We start from the raw sequence: 15,667 nt of genomic DNA on the forward strand, positions 1-15,667 counted from the left end.
ACTTTAGTCGATGTTGTTGTGCAGTTACGCAAATTGTTTATGTTAACGTCATGTTAAAGTTTGTGTGTGTGATAACTTGTGAAAAGACAACTATATGGATGAGCTTAAGGTTCTGAACTCGTTTATTCAGCAGAATGGTCTACCAGCGTTTGGCCACCTTGATGGAATTCCAACATCGTTACAGCTAGATAAATTTACCTACCTTGATGAGATGGATAAGCCAGTGTCTAAGTGGCGCCGTTACCGCGATTATAAGCAGTTTCAGTTCGTCAATTTGGTCACACCTGATTACGTCATTGGAGTAGCGATTGCTGATATACGGTATTTAGCATCCGGCTTTTTCTACCTGTTTGATATTAAAAAGAATAAGTTGATTGAGCAACAATGGTTGAAACCTTTTAATATAGGTTATCAAACTCAGCCTTCCAGTTGGTGCAGTCTTGCCCATCTTGCTAACAAAAGAGTTCAGTTTTCTATTAAGGATGGTATTTGGCACGTCCACTTTGTGACAGAGTCAGTCAATGCGGATCTCTATTTACGTCCAGAAAATATGAGTTTGCCATTAATGTTGTGTACGCCAACAGGTTATGCGGGTTGGACATATACTCAGAAGCACAATGCGTTAGCAGTAGACGGTAACTTGTTCATATTAGGAAAAGAGCAAGATCTATCAGAGGTGGCTGCTGGTTACGATTTTTCCGCTGGGTACATGCGACGAGAAACAAGTTGGCGCTGGGCAAGTATCAATTGCTTTGAGGATGACAGGCGTCTGGGGTTGAACTTGGCAGCTGGCGTTAATGAAACTGGCTATTGCGAAAATGTATTGTGGATTAATGGTCAGCGTCACTTTTTGCAACCTGTGCAGTTTCAGTTTTCACGAAGTGATGAAGGGCAAAAGTGGCATATTACGTCTGAAGATAAACGAGTTAACTTACAGTTCACGCCTTTGAATCGACGCTCAGAGAAGAAAAATTTTTGGCTTCTCAAAAGTAACTTTCGTCAGTATATCGGTTATTTCTCTGGCTATCTTATCGATGGAAATGGCATCAAACATCAGTTAGAAGAAGTTATGGGTCTTACTGAAGATCACTATGCAAAATGGTAGAAACACAATGGATTGGACGCAGTTGATGGACCGCCCAGAATTACTTCTGATGATTCTGGCTCCAGTTTTCTTTTTCTGCATGCTTGCCGAATATTGGTTCGGACAAAGAAGGGGACGCTTGCCTGAAAGCGCGACGTATTACTTCCCTGAAGTAGCGTGTAATTTTGTTCTTGCGGGCTTACACCAAGCGACAGACATACTCACGGGTTTACTGATTGCTCAGTTGTATTTGTGGTGGTTCGATTGGCGTTTGTTTGATATCGAAATGAGCGTCTCAGCTTTTCTTTTACTTGTTGTCCTGCAAGATTTTTTCTATTACTGGTTTCATCGGGCTAGCCATCGTATTCGTTGGATGTGGGCCGCGCACGTTGTTCATCACAGTTCGGAAAGAATGAACTTCAGTACCGCCTTTCGTCAAAGTTTAATGTATCCGCTAGCGGGGATGTGGATTTTTTGGTTGCCCTTGGTGATTATTGGTTTTGAGCCAAAATGGGTTGTCTTCGTTGTGTTGTTTAATCTGGGCTTACAGTTTTTTGTTCACACCCAATCAATTCGTTCGCTCGGGCCACTAGAGTGGGTATTTAACACGCCGTCTCACCATCGCGTTCATCATGGTGTGAACCGTCAGTACATCGACAAAAATTATGCGGGTGTCTTAATTATTTGGGATCGAATGTTCGGAACGTTTGAACCAGAGGTGGAAACGGTTCGGTATGGGGTTTCTAAACCTGTAAACAGCTTTAATCCCATCCGCGTGACGTTTGCAGAATGGAAAGACATGTTTTATGACGTAACTCGACCAAACTTATCATGGAAACAACGCTGCCGCCGTTTGTTCGCTCCGCCATCGGATTTTTATGAGTAAATTGAGATAAAGAGATTGGAGCGGGCAGCGGGAATCGAACCCGCATCATCAGCTTGGAAGGCTGAGGTAATAGCCATTATACGATGCCCGCGCATCGATAGGACTCAGTTAATATGCCACACTGGACGAAAAAGAAAAGTCTTTTCTCATCAAATGTTTGTCAGTTGCCTAAAAAAGTAGCGGACTGATGTTAAAGTGTTCATTGTCTCTGGTTTTTTGTGGCACTCGCGATTCCGCTACTAAGCCTAGGGGCTTCCAATTAGGTCGTAAACACCGAATTCTTAGGTGTTTAGATGTTGATGATATTCAAGATTTTCTGTGTAAAGGTTAATCTCGTTTATTGAACAGTCACGTTTCATGGTCAAGACTAGATATTGAAATGATTACTTTTTACTGTTGATGCGTATGTATAACACAGGGTAATTCTGCTGAAACAGTCAGCTTAACCAAAGGAGATTTAACATGATGAGAGGTTTGATATTAGGGCTGGTGGTGATGCTGGTATCTGCTTGTACTACCGTTACAACCGATGTAGATAAACAAGCCGACTTTTCAGCTTACAGAACGTTTGACTTCGGTGCTCAGGCGGAAGCTCCTACCAGTATTGATGGTCGACGTATTGAGCAAGGGCTTGCTGAACAGCTTGAGGGTAAGGGTTTAATTAAGGTAAATAGTGGCGGTGACCTTTACGTACATCATGATATCGTAGAAGAATCCGAGCTTGTTTCTTCAGGATCGTCGGTGAGCTTTGGCTATGGCTGGAATAGCTTTGGTGTGATCACTTCAAGCCCAGAAAGATATAAAGAACGTAAGTATGGGAAGTTGGTGGTTGAACTGGTTGATGCAAAGGCTAATCAAGTCGTTTGGAAAGGCGTTTCAAGTCGTAAACTGTCTGAGTCAATGAGCTCTGAGAAAAGAGAATCTCTCATCCAAGAAGAAATCGCGAAGATGTTTGAAAGCTACCCTTACGGTGAAAAATAATTAGTATTCTTAACGATTAAGAATACTAATTGCCAATAGTTACGCACAGGGTTAAAAGAACTTATTATTTTGGTTTTGGTTACCTTTGTGCGTACGATTCTGATTGCTTTACTCGGACTACTTTTCTGCTTGTTGGCTCCGAGCATGAGCCTGGCGCACTCACACCCAAATTTTCTTTCCTTTCATAACCAGAATATTGCTGTTGACGCTAAGTCGAAGCACTTTTCAGAATATCCTATCTCTCCAATACAACAAGACTATCCGAGTTTAAACAGCCGGAATGTATTGAGGGTTAGCCATGCTAAGGAAATGAGCTCGAACGACGATGTAGAACCCGAATGGTTTGAAATGCTTGATGTAGCATGGTGGGCGCATCGTTCGGCAATTTACTCGATGAAGCGGCTAAAACGCATCGGCAATGAGGCTTTAGGTTGTTGTATTGAAAGTATTTTTACTCACTTTAAATACAGAATCGGCGTGAGAAAAGAATCGAATTTTATATACCGCTTTATACATGCTCGCTAACACATTCCATGTTTTTGCAACTTTTGGTTAATTATGCTTAGGAGCGGTTTATGTTTGATTCGATAATTCAGGTCTTGAGTGCCTTTTGGCATCAAGATTTCACGGCGTTAATGGCGCCAGGCAGTGCAGGTTTAGTTTATTTTGTTGTTGCTGTGATTATTTTTTTGGAAAGTGGTTTTATTCCTGCTGCACCTTTCCCATGCGACAGTGTCGTCGTATTATCCGGTACGCTGGCGGCGGTTGGCGTCCTTGACCCAATTATGATCATGTTGGTGATAGCTGTTAGTGCGGGATTGGGAAGTTGGGCGGCTTATTTACAAGGCAAGTGGCTAAATCGCTTACCTAAGGTCCAAGGTTGGGTGAGCGCGGTTCCTCAAAAGCGTTTGGAACAAGTCGACGTATTACTCAGTAAACATGGATTGGTTGCGCTTTTGTGCGCGCGGTTTATTCCGGTTGTTCGTTCCCTATTGCCATTAATGATGGGGTTGCGAGTGAAACGTATTAGTAAATTCCATTACTTTGCGTGGCTGAGTGCGATTTTATGGACGCTGATATTATGCGGTTTTGGTTCATTACTTCCTTTGCTACCGGAAAATATGAGCAAAGCAATCACAATGCTATTAATGGCGGCACCAATAATTACTCTTGTGATTGGAGTGCTTAGTTTCTTGTTTGTTAAAGCACGTCGAGCGTTCTGTAAACCCAAGGATGTGTCTGAGTTTTCTCAGTAAGTTTACTTGATTTGCACTTTTAAGCTTGTATGCAGATTAGACATCTAATCGACAGGTTTTTATCAGTAAAAAGAAAGGCGCATACATTGCGCCTTTCTTTTTGAGTGTCGTTAGGGTTTCGAATTTAATAGCCAATGCTATATAAGTATTCGCCAACTTCTTTGCACTGAGACTTGTAGATGTTCTCTACTTCAGACTCATTCTTATCTGCTGCTTTAAATTCAAGTTCGGCAGACGATAGCTGGTCAAAGCTGTAGTCTCTCTCAGACATTAAGTAGTGTCTGAACATCGCTCTGTGTTCCGGAACTGCAATACGTGCGTTAGAAACGTTGGCACACTCTAACAGAGTGTCGTTACTCATTTCTTCTGGCTTAGTTTCTGTGTTTGCTAAGGTTGAGCCCGCTGCAAATAGTAATGCTAGTGCGATGGTTGTAGCGATTCTTGTCATTATATGGACCTCAAATTGGTTCTAGTAACAATGAGCATATTGGCTCTTATCGTTACATTTTCGTGTTCTCTGTATGTCATAAAAAGTTAAACAACAGAGAAGGCGTTGCGACCATGAGTAAAGACGTACATTAAGTTCGCTTCCTTTCTTCCTGAGAGGCGATAAAGAGAGCGTTGACTCATGAGTCCGCCATAACTGTCTAGAGGTAAGCGAGATGCTTGTTTTGCCAACTCCAGTAGTGGTGGAGAAGAGAAAGCAATAAGTAAAAAATAATCAGGAGTAAAATCTGATGATAAAACGCCATCAGTAGCTGATGTTCGGCGACAGGAGACAAGCCCGAACAACTCGCGCTTTATATGTAGGTAGTAACTTTCTGAACCCCAAGAGCTCAGAGAAGCTGAGGCATGAAAATCAGTGTGTGCTAGCTCAAAATCGTCTTGTTGAGAGAGTTTAAGTAGGCGCTCGGAAGTGTAATGTTTGGTGTGGTGCCACTCATGCGCATATGAAGCTGTGATGAGCCCTGAGAGCAGGGAAAAAGAAAGCATCAATAATATACGGTGTAGATAACGCAAGAAGTAACCCTAAACATATAAAGCCACAGTTACCCACCATGATTAAGGAATCTTAGTGGAACTATGATAACGATGAAAGCCAGTGTCTGATCAACTCAGCGTATACTAACGAGATGGAAGGGGGATGAACAGAGTTTTCTGATCGCACTTAGGTATATCAGCGAATAACACAATAGTTTTCGCTTTCGAGTAAGCGGAAAATGGAAAGAGAGTCGTTGCACAAGGACGATTAAGCTAACAGGATTATTACTGGGGAAGAAATAGAATCTTCTTTTTTCTTCCCCATATGTATCGCATCGGTATTACGCGCTTGCGTAAATAACGCTGCCGCCTTTTATAGTGTCAATGATCTCGCGAGACAACTTCTCTGGCAAAGCAGGGCAACCCCAACTGCGTCCGAGGTATCCATTCTTCTTGATGAAGGAAGGGTTTGCGTAATCGGCACCGTGCACGACAATGTAACGCTCGCGAGCTTTGTCGTTTAATCCAGAGCTTAGCCCATCTAATCGAAGTGAATAGCCATTTGAGCCGTAGTAAGTGGTATCAGTCAAAAAAGTGCCCAATGATGTTTTTCTGGAGTTTACGACATTTGAAAACTGTGTCGCTGTTTTCTTTCCGCTGTTCACGCCGTGAGAAACATACGTATTGTAGATTAGCTTCTTTTTATCTAAATCAACCACATAAAAACGCTTTTCAGTTGATGGTTTACTATAGTCGATGATCGTTAGTACCGACTTCTTTCTATCGGGTGTCTTCTGATAAGCGATGTAAGCGTCACTGAACAACTTAAAGTCTACTATACCATCTAGCTTGGCTTGTTTAAACACATGTTCAACTTGCTTTGGTCGTAAATGATCCCTGGGTTCGTTATCTGATTGTTTTGCAAAAGCAAAAGGTGAGACAGACAACAGCGCACATGTAAATAATAAAATTAACTTTTTCATCTTGGCTAAATAAAACTCTATGGTGTTACAAATTTACCGATTGCTTCATGCATTCGTTAAAACAACATGCACATCAATATAATTCTATTCCCAATGTTTCTTATTGCACGCTTAGGTGCTTGATATTGGGTTGACGATAAGTTTTCGAGTTAAAAACTAACTAATTGAAACTTATAAAAAATATGAAGTTTAACGATGATTCCTATAAACTTCGGCGTAAATAATATCTGATATATGTAATTAATAAAACTGTGTTTAAGGATATTTGTGAAGTTGCTAATTTATAAAAACGGCGTTTTATTTTTCGTACTTTAGAAACTCTTTTTATTTCAATGTGTTTTCTTTTTCTACGCTTTATCCAATACCTCAAAAGTTTGTGATTTAACTCGTAACAAATCGTAACGCCGAATCGTTATGTGTATAAGTGCATTTATAATGTATGAATAAACAACAGGGTGGTAAGAAAAGGCAGTAAAACAGCGGTGAATCGGTTGTTTTTAATTCACGATTGACAAAGCTAAGTCTAAGTCGTTCAAAAATTGAACTTGTGAATGTGTCGTTTAAGTGAGAGTGATGAGCTCGACAAAAGTGAAGTGACGCGTGCTATTGTTTATTCTCTAATTTATTCGATTACATAAGGAAGGGTACATAGTAAAAATTGAAAAAATAATTCTATCGTGTGGATTAAAGTATATAAATAATAAAACTTCGAAATTAAAAGATAAGAGCGCCAGATATTAATTCATTAAATTTTTGAACATGAAAGTAAACTCTATCTATTATGTTTGGTTTGGTTTGGTTTGGTTTGGTTTGGGTTGATTTGGTGTGAAAGCGCTCGTCTCATTAAGAAAAACGCTCAAAATTATTTAAGGACGGTTATGACAGCATTTAATAAAGTGTTTATTGTCACTCCCAATGTTAATGATTTTGCAATGTTGCAAGAGTCGCCATTGGAAATGTCTCTTCAAGTAACGGCAAGCAAACCTATCCAACTCTATGGAGAGTCTGTTAAAGCCAGTTGGAAAAGTATTGATATTGAATGGTTAGACGTTATGGGTGAAAAGCCATTGCCCAGGCCTGATATTGCAGCATGGGGATCTTTTACTCTTGCTGTATCCGCTTCTATTGCGGATAAGCTCGATGTGTTGAGCGAGAATGTCGAATTTTTACCATTAAATCTACAAGGAAAGCCTTGGCGAGCATTAAACATTGTCACTCAAATTGATGCCATTGATACCTCTGCTACCGAGTATAATCTTCGTCATGGTAAGCTAAGTCGTGCTAGACCGTTTAAGAAACTCGTTTTGAATAGAGAAGCCGTTAATGAATCTGACTTGTTCAGAGTAAAAGGTGCTGGGCTCAGAACGTTTTGCACGGACAAAAAAGGTGGCTTGTACGATAGCGTCAAAGCGCTGAATTTGACCGGTTTGGATTTCAAGGAAGTGCTGGTTTAAAAACGAATAAATAGTGATTTACTCAACTAAAGTCATAGATATAGGTATGGGGGAACAAAAGCTGAGCATCTATCAATGAAGCTCATATACAGCTAAATACAGCCGCCACAGTTGTGACTGCTGTACGTCTCCCCTTAACTTATGTTCTTGAAACCCTAATTGAGCTGACCATGGACGCACCAAATCGACTGTCGTCATTTGCCGATTGCCACCACAAGCTCAATTGTTCTTTAGTCATTGGTTTGCCAAATAAATAGCCTTGCATATAGTCGCAGCGGTATGCCGATAGCCATTCATGCATCATATTGTGTTCAATACCTTCTGCTGTAACCGTTTTATTTTGGGCATGGCATAGCTCAATAATAGGTTTGATCACATGGCCGTTGTTGGTGTTCATCAATGTAACGAGGAACTCTCGATCAAATTTGATTTTTTGAACCGGATACTGAACGAGCTGAGTTAACGATGTGTAACCAGAACCAAAGTCATCAATTGCAAGACGGTAGCCACGTTTTGATAGCTCATCAAGTAGAGCCGTGCCTTGTTGTTCTGCGGCAAAGGTTTCGGTTATTTCTATCTCAATACATTCTGGTTTAACACTGTGCAGTGTCGCTTGTTCATGGATGTAGTTTGCCATTTCTATCGAGTTTAGCTCTGCTGATGAAAGATTGACCGAAAGAACAATATCCTTACCGAAAATATTCCTTAATTGATGGTATTCCGCCGTTGCATTGGCGAAAACCCAGCGGTCAATTTTATCAAATAATCCGGCTTGCTCTGCAATTGGAATAAACTCCTTTGGAGGGATAGGGCCGATACCTTCGGCTTCCCAGCGCAACAAGACTTCTAACCCCTCAATTTCGTTGCTTCGATTGTTCATATAGGGTTGAAAAACAAGGTGAAACTCTTCCTCTACATTGCTTTTTCGGAGCGCACGTTCAAGTTGACTTCGTCTTTGAGACTCAATATTGAGAGCGGCTGAATAATAGGCGTATTGATTTTTCCCTGCCCGTTTTGCTTGATACATAGCCGCATCGGCACTGGAGAGTAACTTTGCGATGTCAGTACCGTCTTGAGGATATTGTGCAATACCTACGCTTGCCGTAACGGGAAATGAATTACTCCAAGATGAACTGAGATTACTAATCGGTTTTAGTAACTCTGATGCAAGCAAATCAGGCAAGCGTTTTACCTCTTGATTTGAGCTCAGCAAAATTGCAAATTCGTCACCAGATAACCTGGCGGCAAAGCAGGGGCTGTTGTAATCGTGCGAGAACTTTTGACAGGCATTCTTGATGTGTGATGAGAACACTTTTAATAAGTTATCTCCCAATTCATGCCCGTATTTATCATTCACGTATTTAAAGTTATCAAGATCGACGTAAACAACCCACAGAAACTGCGAAGGGGAGATAAGTTCACGAGTGGCAAGCTCATGAAAACGATGGCGATTGGCGAGTTGCGTCAGGTGATCCGTTTCAGCTAGGCGTTTTGTCTTTTTATAGATGACATTAAGTTCCTCATACATATCAAAAAAGCGTGCAGAGAGGCGTCCTATTTCATCGTTTGTTTCTAGCTTTTCAATATTGTCACGTTGATTAGATTCAAGTTCGTTCAGCTGCTTATCAAGGCGAGAAACAGGGCGCAACACATAGCGGTACAACACCAAAATGATTAATGTGATGGTGAAAAACGCCGCTACGCCAAAGGAGAAAGCAAGTTCTAGCCACACTTTATCGACTTTATTCCACATTAAATATTCGGCAGGAGAAAGCACGGCATAAAAGTGCGGCAGCAGCTCAATGGTTTGAGCGAGAGGAATATCAAGATAAATGGGTTTGTCGGCGAAAGTAATCACGCTGTGCGTGTCAAACTCGATGTCATGCTTAATCTCGTTAAAGGCTTCAAGTGATACGGAAACTACCACAAAAAACACATTTTTTGAGTCAAAGCTCAAAGGGTGAGTCCCCGTTCTTTTGTCGACGACCTCATATTGAAGAAGAATGCTTTGTCCACTGGAGTTATAAATAAAGCCAGTGTGACTGAAAGCCTCTCTCTCATTGAAACTTCGTGATATGTACTCTAACACCTTTGGGTCGACCACACCTGATGATTCGTAATATTTGTTTTCTGTGTAATAGAGAAGGTTTTGTTTGCCGTCGAGGATCGCCATGCTCGCATCGCCTTTGTAACCATGGCTTAATACTTCAGCGGTCTCGTCTAATCGATTAAACAAGACTCGCTCACGATAGGGGTTGTTATGATTAACCAAATAGTCTTGTAATACATCACTTTTACTGAGCGTATAGGCATAGCTATTAAGAAAAATATTCGCTTGTCGAAACTGCCCGGCGAGCTTTTCCATCTGCAACTGAATATAGCTGTCTTCCCGCTTGATGAGCGTCACTTTTTGAATGCTATAAATAATATAGCTAGATACTAACGCGCTTAATAAGATCACTGGCGCGACAAGCAAAATGACTCTATTGCTTAACTTCATTATGGTTCTTAGTTTCCGTTTGTGTCCCTACAAACGTCGCGTACCAGGTAAGGTACTGAACGGATGATGTGTTTTGGCAAATTGTAACCAGATTGTAAGGTGAGCGTTCTCCAAAATCAGGCAGCTATCTAAGAATTGTGATGACGTGAAAGGTTTCGAGCTTATTAACTAGAGGTTTTCTCAGTAGTTGGACGTCTCTTTTCCTTCCTCCTTGTATAAAACCTAACCGTAATGATAGGAAAATACCGTCATCGAAACGTTTCGATTGTAAAGTGTGACTCAAGTGCGCTTTTCCTATTCAATGACAATTGAATTACAGATCATTCTCACACCTTATCGATCTCACACTGGTCAAATTGCGATGACGAATTATTATTTCATCGAAACGTTTCGATGAGTTTTCTGTTAATAACGAAAACACTTTAAAACAGGCGCTCATGGTTGTATGAACGTGTAACCGAAAGGTCGATGAGATGAAAAAAAGTACCCTAATTAACTCAGATATTTCTTACTTGGTGGCGACGCTAGGCCACACCGACGAGATCACGATATGTGATGCTGGTCTACCAATCCCAGAGCATGTTCAGCGAATCGATTTGGCGCTAACGCATGGGGTACCAAGTTTTCTTGATACTGTTCGCGTAATTCTATCTGAGTCCCAAATCGAAGGGGTCATCATTGCGGAAGAGTTCTCTGATGCAAGCCCAGTTTTGCATGAAGCGTTGCTCAACGAACTGAGCAAAGAGAGTGAAGAGACGGGCAAATCTATTGAGGTGAGCTACGTGTCACATGAAGCGTTTAAAGCACGCACGGCCCAAAGTCGCGCTATCGTAAGAACCGGCGAATGCTCGCCATATGCGAACGTTATTTTCCAAGCGGGCGTGGTTTTTTAAGCCAGAGATATTGAGGACAGATTATGACTCAAGCCATTCTACAACTAAGCGAAATTGAGAAGGCGTTTCCGGGCGTAAAAGCACTCGACAAAGCAAGCCTGAATGTTTATCCAGGCCGTGTTATGGCGCTGATGGGTGAAAATGGAGCAGGCAAGTCAACGTTAATGAAGGTGTTGACAGGCATTTACCACATGGATGCGGGGAGCATTCAATATCAAGGTCAGCCGGCGGCCTTTAAAGGTCCACGCGATTCACAGGAAGCTGGTATTAGCATTATTCACCAAGAGCTGAACCTGATTCCTGAACTGACGATTGCCGAAAATATTTACTTGGGACGAGAGTTCACCGGCTCCTTAGGGCGTATCCAGTGGGGCAAAATGTATGACGAAGCTGACAAGCTTTTAAAACGTCTCAATGTAAAGCATTCATCAAAAACATTGCTTGGCGATTTAAGCCTTGGTGAACAACAAATGGTGGAAATTGCAAAGGCACTTTCGTTTGAGTCGAAAGTCATCATTATGGATGAACCAACGGACGCACTGACCGATACCGAAACGGAATCACTGTTTAAAGTGATTAATGAGCTCCGCGAGCAAGGATGCGGCATCGTATACATTTCGCATCGTCTTAAAGAAATCTTTGAAATCTGTGATGATATTACCGTGCTTCGTGATGGTAAGTTTATCGGTGAGTGCAAGGTGTCCGACACTGATGAAGATGGCCTAATTGAAATGATGGTTGGCCGAAAATTAGAAGAGCAATATCCACGTATTGATGTCCAACATGGCGAAACCTGTCTTGCAGTCATTGGTTTGACTGGGTCTGGCGTTCAGGATGTGAGCTTTACTCTCAAGCGCGGTGAGATTCTCGGAATTTCTGGCTTGATGGGCGCAGGCCGCACTGAACTCATGAAAGTCATTTACGGCGCATTACCTAGTGAGCATGGTGTTATCAATCTTGACAACAAAACTATTAACCCGGTTAGCCCGCAAGATGGCTTGGCAAATGGTATCGCTTACATCTCTGAAGATCGCAAAGGCGATGGTTTGGTTTTAGGTCTTTCAGTTAAGGAGAACATGTCACTTTGTTCGCTAAACCAGCTGACCAAAGGCTTCCAGATTCAACACAGCGACGAAGTGATTGCTGTGGAAGATTTTATTAAGTTATTCAACATTAAAACCCCAACGCGAGATCAAATCATCGGCAACTTATCTGGTGGTAACCAGCAAAAAGTTGCGATAGCGAAAGGGTTAATGACGAAACCTAAAGTTCTGATTCTGGATGAGCCGACACGTGGTGTTGATGTCGGAGCAAAAAAAGAGATTTATCAGCTCATCAACAAGTTTAAGGCCGAAGGCATGAGCATCATCTTGGTTTCTTCCGAGATGCCTGAAGTGCTCGGCATGAGCGACCGTATTTTAGTGATGCATGAAGGTCGTATCACTGGCGAATTTGATGCGAAAGACGCCGATCAAGAAAAATTACTCGCCTGTGCCGTAGGCAAAGAGATCAATGAGGAAGCAGCATGAGTACGAATACCATGAGCAAACCAACCGAAACTGGCAACAAGAAGTTGTTCACAAAAGAGTGGCTGATTGAGCAAAAATCACTGATAGCTTTGATCTTTCTGATCGTTGTTGTGTCATTTTTGAACCCGAACTTTTTTACGGTCGACAACATTCTCAACATTCTTCGTCAAACCTCCGTGAATGCCATTATCGCAGTGGGTATGACATTAGTTATTTTAACAGCAGGCATCGACTTAAGTGTTGGTTCGGTATTGGCATTGTGTGGTGCCTTTGCGGCAAGCATGATTGCGCTTGAGGTTCCGGTGCTAGTGGCGGTTCCAACTGCTTTAGTCGCAGGTGCAGCGTTAGGTGCGATCAGCGGTATCATTATTGCGAAGGGTAAGGTGCAGGCATTTATCGCTACGCTGGTTACCATGACGTTACTACGTGGTGTGACCATGGTGTACACCGAAGGTCGACCAATCTCGACAGGCTTTACTGACACCGCAGATGCGTTTGCATGGTTTGGTACTGGCTACGCGCTAGGCATTCCGGTTCCTGTTTGGTTAATGGTGGTTGTGTTCGCAGCGGCTTGGTATTTACTTAACCACACGCGCTTTGGTCGCTATGTTTACGCACTAGGCGGCAACGAGTCTGCGACTCGCCTATCAGGTATCAATGTAGACCGAGTGAAGATTGGTGTCTACGCCATCTGCGGTATGCTAGCAGCGCTTGCAGGTATTATCGTAACGTCTCGTCTTTCTTCGGCGCAGCCAACAGCGGGTATGGGCTACGAGCTAGACGCTATCGCAGCGGTTGTTCTTGGCGGTACCAGCTTGATGGGCGGTAAAGGTCGTATCATGGGTACCTTGATTGGTGCGCTGATCATCGGTTTCTTGAACAATGCACTTAACCTACTTGATGTTTCTTCCTACTACCAAATGATTGCAAAAGCAGTGGTTATCTTGCTGGCGGTATTGGTAGACAACAAAAACAAGTAATTCATAACAATCTGTATATATAAAACAGTGAATACAAACCGAGTCAGGGGACGTGTACTGGCTCACCCTACACAAAGGACTAGAACGATGAAAAAACTTGCAACTCTTATCTCTGCTGCACTTCTTTCTTCAACCGTATCGGTAGCGGCGCAAGCTCAAGATACCATGGCGATTGTGGTTTCGACGCTAAACAACCCGTTCTTCGTAACGATGAAAGACGGTGCGGAAGCAAAAGCGAAAGAATTGGGGTACGACTTAATTGTACTGGACTCGCAAAATGACCCGAGTAAAGAACTGTCGAACATCGAGGATTTAAGTATTCGCGGCGTAAAAGCAATTCTTATCAACCCAACGGATTCTGATGCAGTGTCTAATGCAATTCGTATGGCGAACCGTTCTAAGATCCCTGTGTTGACATTAGACCGTGGTGCAAGCCGTGGTGAAGTCGTGAGTCACATCGCGTCGGACAACGTAATTGGTGGTGAAATGGCAGGCCACTACATCATGGAAAAAGTCGGCGAAAAAGCAAAAGTCATTCAACTTGAAGGTATTGCGGGCACATCGGCAGCGCGTGAGCGCGGTGAAGGCTTTATGAATGCCGTGAAGGGCAGCGATATGGATCTTCTTGCTAGCCAACCGGCTGACTTTGACCGCACGAAAGGTCTAAACGTAATGGAAAATCTGCTAGCGGCTAACCCGGATGTACAAGCGGTATTTGCACAGAATGATGAAATGGCGCTAGGTGCACTTCGCGCAGTTCAAGCTTCTGGCAAAGATGTCGTTATCGTTGGTTTTGATGGTACGGAAGACGGCATTGCAGCAGTTAACCGTGGCAAACTAGCGGCAACTATTGCTCAGCAACCAGACCTTATCGGTGCTTTAGGTGTTGAAACGGCTGACAAAGTTTTGAAAGGTGAAGAAGTAGAAGAGTACATCCCAGTACCACTAAAAGTAGTCACTAAGTAAGTTTTAAGTTCAATAAATCATCCTAATTTTTGCTCTCTCCTCCGTTTATATCTGTCGTTTAGGAGGTGAGGGCAAACTTACCCAAAATACTGCAAAGTGTGGGGTATAGATGCCTTTGGCTTTTTATCGAGACTCCTTCATCAGGAAGAGAAGTTAAAGTCATCTAATGTATTTTCCTAAACAGTTTTTAAAAAGGGTTCATTCAGAACCGAGGATAACCGTATGAATAAGTTAGTGGTGTTAGGTAGTGTAAACGCTGACCATGTTCTTCAAGTGCCTTCTTTCCCTCGCCCAGGCGAGACGCTGCATGGTCGCAACTATCAAGTTATCCCAGGTGGCAAAGGTGCCAACCAAGCCGTCGCGGCGGCGCGATTAAATGCAGACATAGGTTTTATCGCTTGTGTGGGCGACGACTCATTCGGCATTAACATTCGCGAAAACTTCAAAATGGACGGCATCGATATCACTGGTGTGAAGATGCAGCCAAATTGCCCGACAGGTATCGCGATGATTCAAGTGTCGGACAGTGGTGAGAACAGCATTTGCATTTCAGCTGAAGCAAACGCCAAACTGACAGCAGAAGCGATTGAGCCAGATTTAGAGCGTATTCGCCAAGCAGATTACTTGTTAATGCAATTGGAAACGCCGATGTGCGGCATTGAGAAAGCTGCGCGTGTAGCGAAAGATGCCAAAACCAATGTCATTCTGAACCCAGCGCCAGCTCGCGAACTGTCAGATGAATTACTGTCTTGCATTGACGTGATTACACCAAATGAAACGGAAGCTGAAGTTCTGACAGGTATTACTGTAACAGACAACGAAAGCGCGCAAGAAGCGGCGAATGAGCTACATGGTAAAGGTATAGAAATTGTCATGATCACACTCGGTGCAAAAGGCGTTTGGCTAAGCCAAAACGGTCGAGGCGAAATCATCTCGGGTTTCCGCGTTGAAGCGACGGATACTACCGCAGCGGGCGATACATTTAATGGGGCATTCGTCACTGGTCTCCTAGAAGATTTACCTTTAGAATCAGCGATTAAGTTTGCACATGCGGCGGCTGCAATTTCTGTGACCCGCTTTGGCGCGCAAACGTCGATTCCAACCCGCGAAGAGGTGGACGCGTTTCTCGCTGAACAATAAGGCGCACAATGCCTCATTAAAATAGGAGTAGTAA

General features: G+C 42.8%; 15 protein-coding genes and 1 tRNA gene. 11 read left to right on the forward strand and 5 right to left on the reverse strand.

Translation table 11 applies throughout. The annotated features are described in order from the left end of the window. Window positions 1–94 precede the first annotated feature (94 nt). Window positions 95–1,105: a DUF2804 domain-containing protein gene (locus R7M72_RS01255; protein ID WP_064354710.1), complete on the forward strand. Its 1,011-nt coding sequence runs from the start codon at window positions 95–97 to the stop codon at window positions 1,103–1,105. 7 nt (window positions 1,106–1,112) lie between these two features. Beyond that, window positions 1,113–1,970, forward strand: a complete 858-nt coding sequence (locus R7M72_RS01260) for a sterol desaturase family protein (RefSeq protein ID WP_005373167.1) — start codon at window positions 1,113–1,115, stop codon at window positions 1,968–1,970. 16 nt (window positions 1,971–1,986) lie between these two features. Here R7M72_RS01260 and R7M72_RS01265 read toward each other — a convergent pair. After that, window positions 1,987–2,061, reverse strand: a tRNA-Gly gene (locus R7M72_RS01265). Window positions 2,062–2,432: 371 nt separating this feature from the next. On the opposite strand from R7M72_RS01265, the gene R7M72_RS01270 reads away from it, so the two are divergent. The 3 genes from R7M72_RS01270 to R7M72_RS01280 all read left to right on the forward strand — a co-directional run bounded on the left by R7M72_RS01270 (window position 2,433) and on the right by R7M72_RS01280 (window position 4,207). Next, window positions 2,433–2,951, forward strand: coding sequence for a DUF4136 domain-containing protein (locus R7M72_RS01270; protein WP_005382627.1), 519 nt, complete (start codon window positions 2,433–2,435; stop codon window positions 2,949–2,951). 87 nt (window positions 2,952–3,038) lie between these two features. After that, complete coding sequence (locus R7M72_RS01275; RefSeq protein WP_225455293.1) at window positions 3,039–3,476, forward strand: hypothetical protein; 438 nt, start codon at window positions 3,039–3,041, stop codon at window positions 3,474–3,476. Window positions 3,477–3,526: 50 nt separating this feature from the next. Continuing rightward, window positions 3,527–4,207 (forward strand): DedA family protein, encoded by a 681-nt coding sequence (locus R7M72_RS01280; protein ID WP_115386592.1) that lies wholly within the window; start codon window positions 3,527–3,529, stop codon window positions 4,205–4,207. A gap of 124 nt (window positions 4,208–4,331) precedes the next feature. Here the strand turns inward: R7M72_RS01280 and R7M72_RS01285 are convergent, their stop codons facing one another. The 3 genes from R7M72_RS01285 to R7M72_RS01295 form a co-directional block, all read right to left on the reverse strand. Next, window positions 4,332–4,655, reverse strand: a complete 324-nt coding sequence (locus tag R7M72_RS01285; RefSeq protein WP_005373158.1) for a hypothetical protein — start codon at window positions 4,653–4,655, stop codon at window positions 4,332–4,334. Between the two features lie 86 nt (window positions 4,656–4,741). Next, on the reverse strand, window positions 4,742–5,200 hold the full coding sequence (locus tag R7M72_RS01290) for a hypothetical protein (RefSeq protein WP_033906462.1): 459 nt from the start codon (window positions 5,198–5,200) through the stop codon (window positions 4,742–4,744). Between the two features lie 329 nt (window positions 5,201–5,529). Next, window positions 5,530–6,171 (reverse strand): murein L,D-transpeptidase catalytic domain family protein, encoded by a 642-nt coding sequence (locus R7M72_RS01295; protein ID WP_005373154.1) that lies wholly within the window; start codon window positions 6,169–6,171, stop codon window positions 5,530–5,532. Window positions 6,172–7,049: 878 nt separating this feature from the next. On the opposite strand from R7M72_RS01295, the gene R7M72_RS01300 reads away from it, so the two are divergent. Beyond that, entirely contained in the window at window positions 7,050–7,625 is a 576-nt protein-coding gene (locus tag R7M72_RS01300; RefSeq protein ID WP_017635389.1) for an imm11 family protein, read from the forward strand. Between the two features lie 139 nt (window positions 7,626–7,764). On the opposite strand, the gene R7M72_RS01305 is transcribed toward R7M72_RS01300, so the two are convergent. After that, the gene (locus tag R7M72_RS01305) at window positions 7,765–10,125 is read right to left on the reverse strand and encodes an EAL domain-containing protein (protein ID WP_053304496.1); all 2,361 of its coding nucleotides are present in this window, start codon (window positions 10,123–10,125) and stop codon (window positions 7,765–7,767) included. A 473-nt stretch (window positions 10,126–10,598) separates the two neighbouring features. On the opposite strand from R7M72_RS01305, the gene rbsD reads away from it, so the two are divergent. The 5 genes from rbsD (at window position 10,599) to rbsK (ending at window position 15,633) form a co-directional block, all read left to right on the forward strand. Continuing rightward, window positions 10,599–11,018 (forward strand): D-ribose pyranase, encoded by a 420-nt coding sequence (gene rbsD / locus R7M72_RS01310; RefSeq protein WP_005382620.1) that lies wholly within the window; start codon window positions 10,599–10,601, stop codon window positions 11,016–11,018. 23 nt (window positions 11,019–11,041) lie between these two features. Beyond that, window positions 11,042–12,547, forward strand: a complete 1,506-nt coding sequence (gene rbsA / locus R7M72_RS01315; protein ID WP_053304495.1) for a ribose ABC transporter ATP-binding protein RbsA — start codon at window positions 11,042–11,044, stop codon at window positions 12,545–12,547. Next, window positions 12,544–13,527 carry a ribose ABC transporter permease gene (gene rbsC / locus R7M72_RS01320; protein WP_005382618.1) on the forward strand — a complete coding sequence of 328 codons (984 nt, stop codon included), beginning with the start codon at window positions 12,544–12,546 and terminating at the stop codon, window positions 13,525–13,527. Before rbsA ends, rbsC begins: the two co-directional genes overlap by 4 nt. Before the next feature lie 87 nt (window positions 13,528–13,614). Next, window positions 13,615–14,493, forward strand: coding sequence for a ribose ABC transporter substrate-binding protein RbsB (gene rbsB / locus R7M72_RS01325; protein WP_005373143.1), 879 nt, complete (start codon window positions 13,615–13,617; stop codon window positions 14,491–14,493). Window positions 14,494–14,715: 222 nt separating this feature from the next. After that, entirely contained in the window at window positions 14,716–15,633 is a 918-nt protein-coding gene (rbsK, locus tag R7M72_RS01330) for a ribokinase (protein ID WP_053304494.1), read from the forward strand. Window positions 15,634–15,667 lie beyond the last annotated feature (34 nt).

It is taken from the genome of Vibrio sp. YT-18, from assembly GCF_033337345.1.
In the GTDB taxonomy this organism is placed as follows: Bacteria; Pseudomonadota; Gammaproteobacteria; order Enterobacterales; family Vibrionaceae; genus Vibrio; species Vibrio alginolyticus.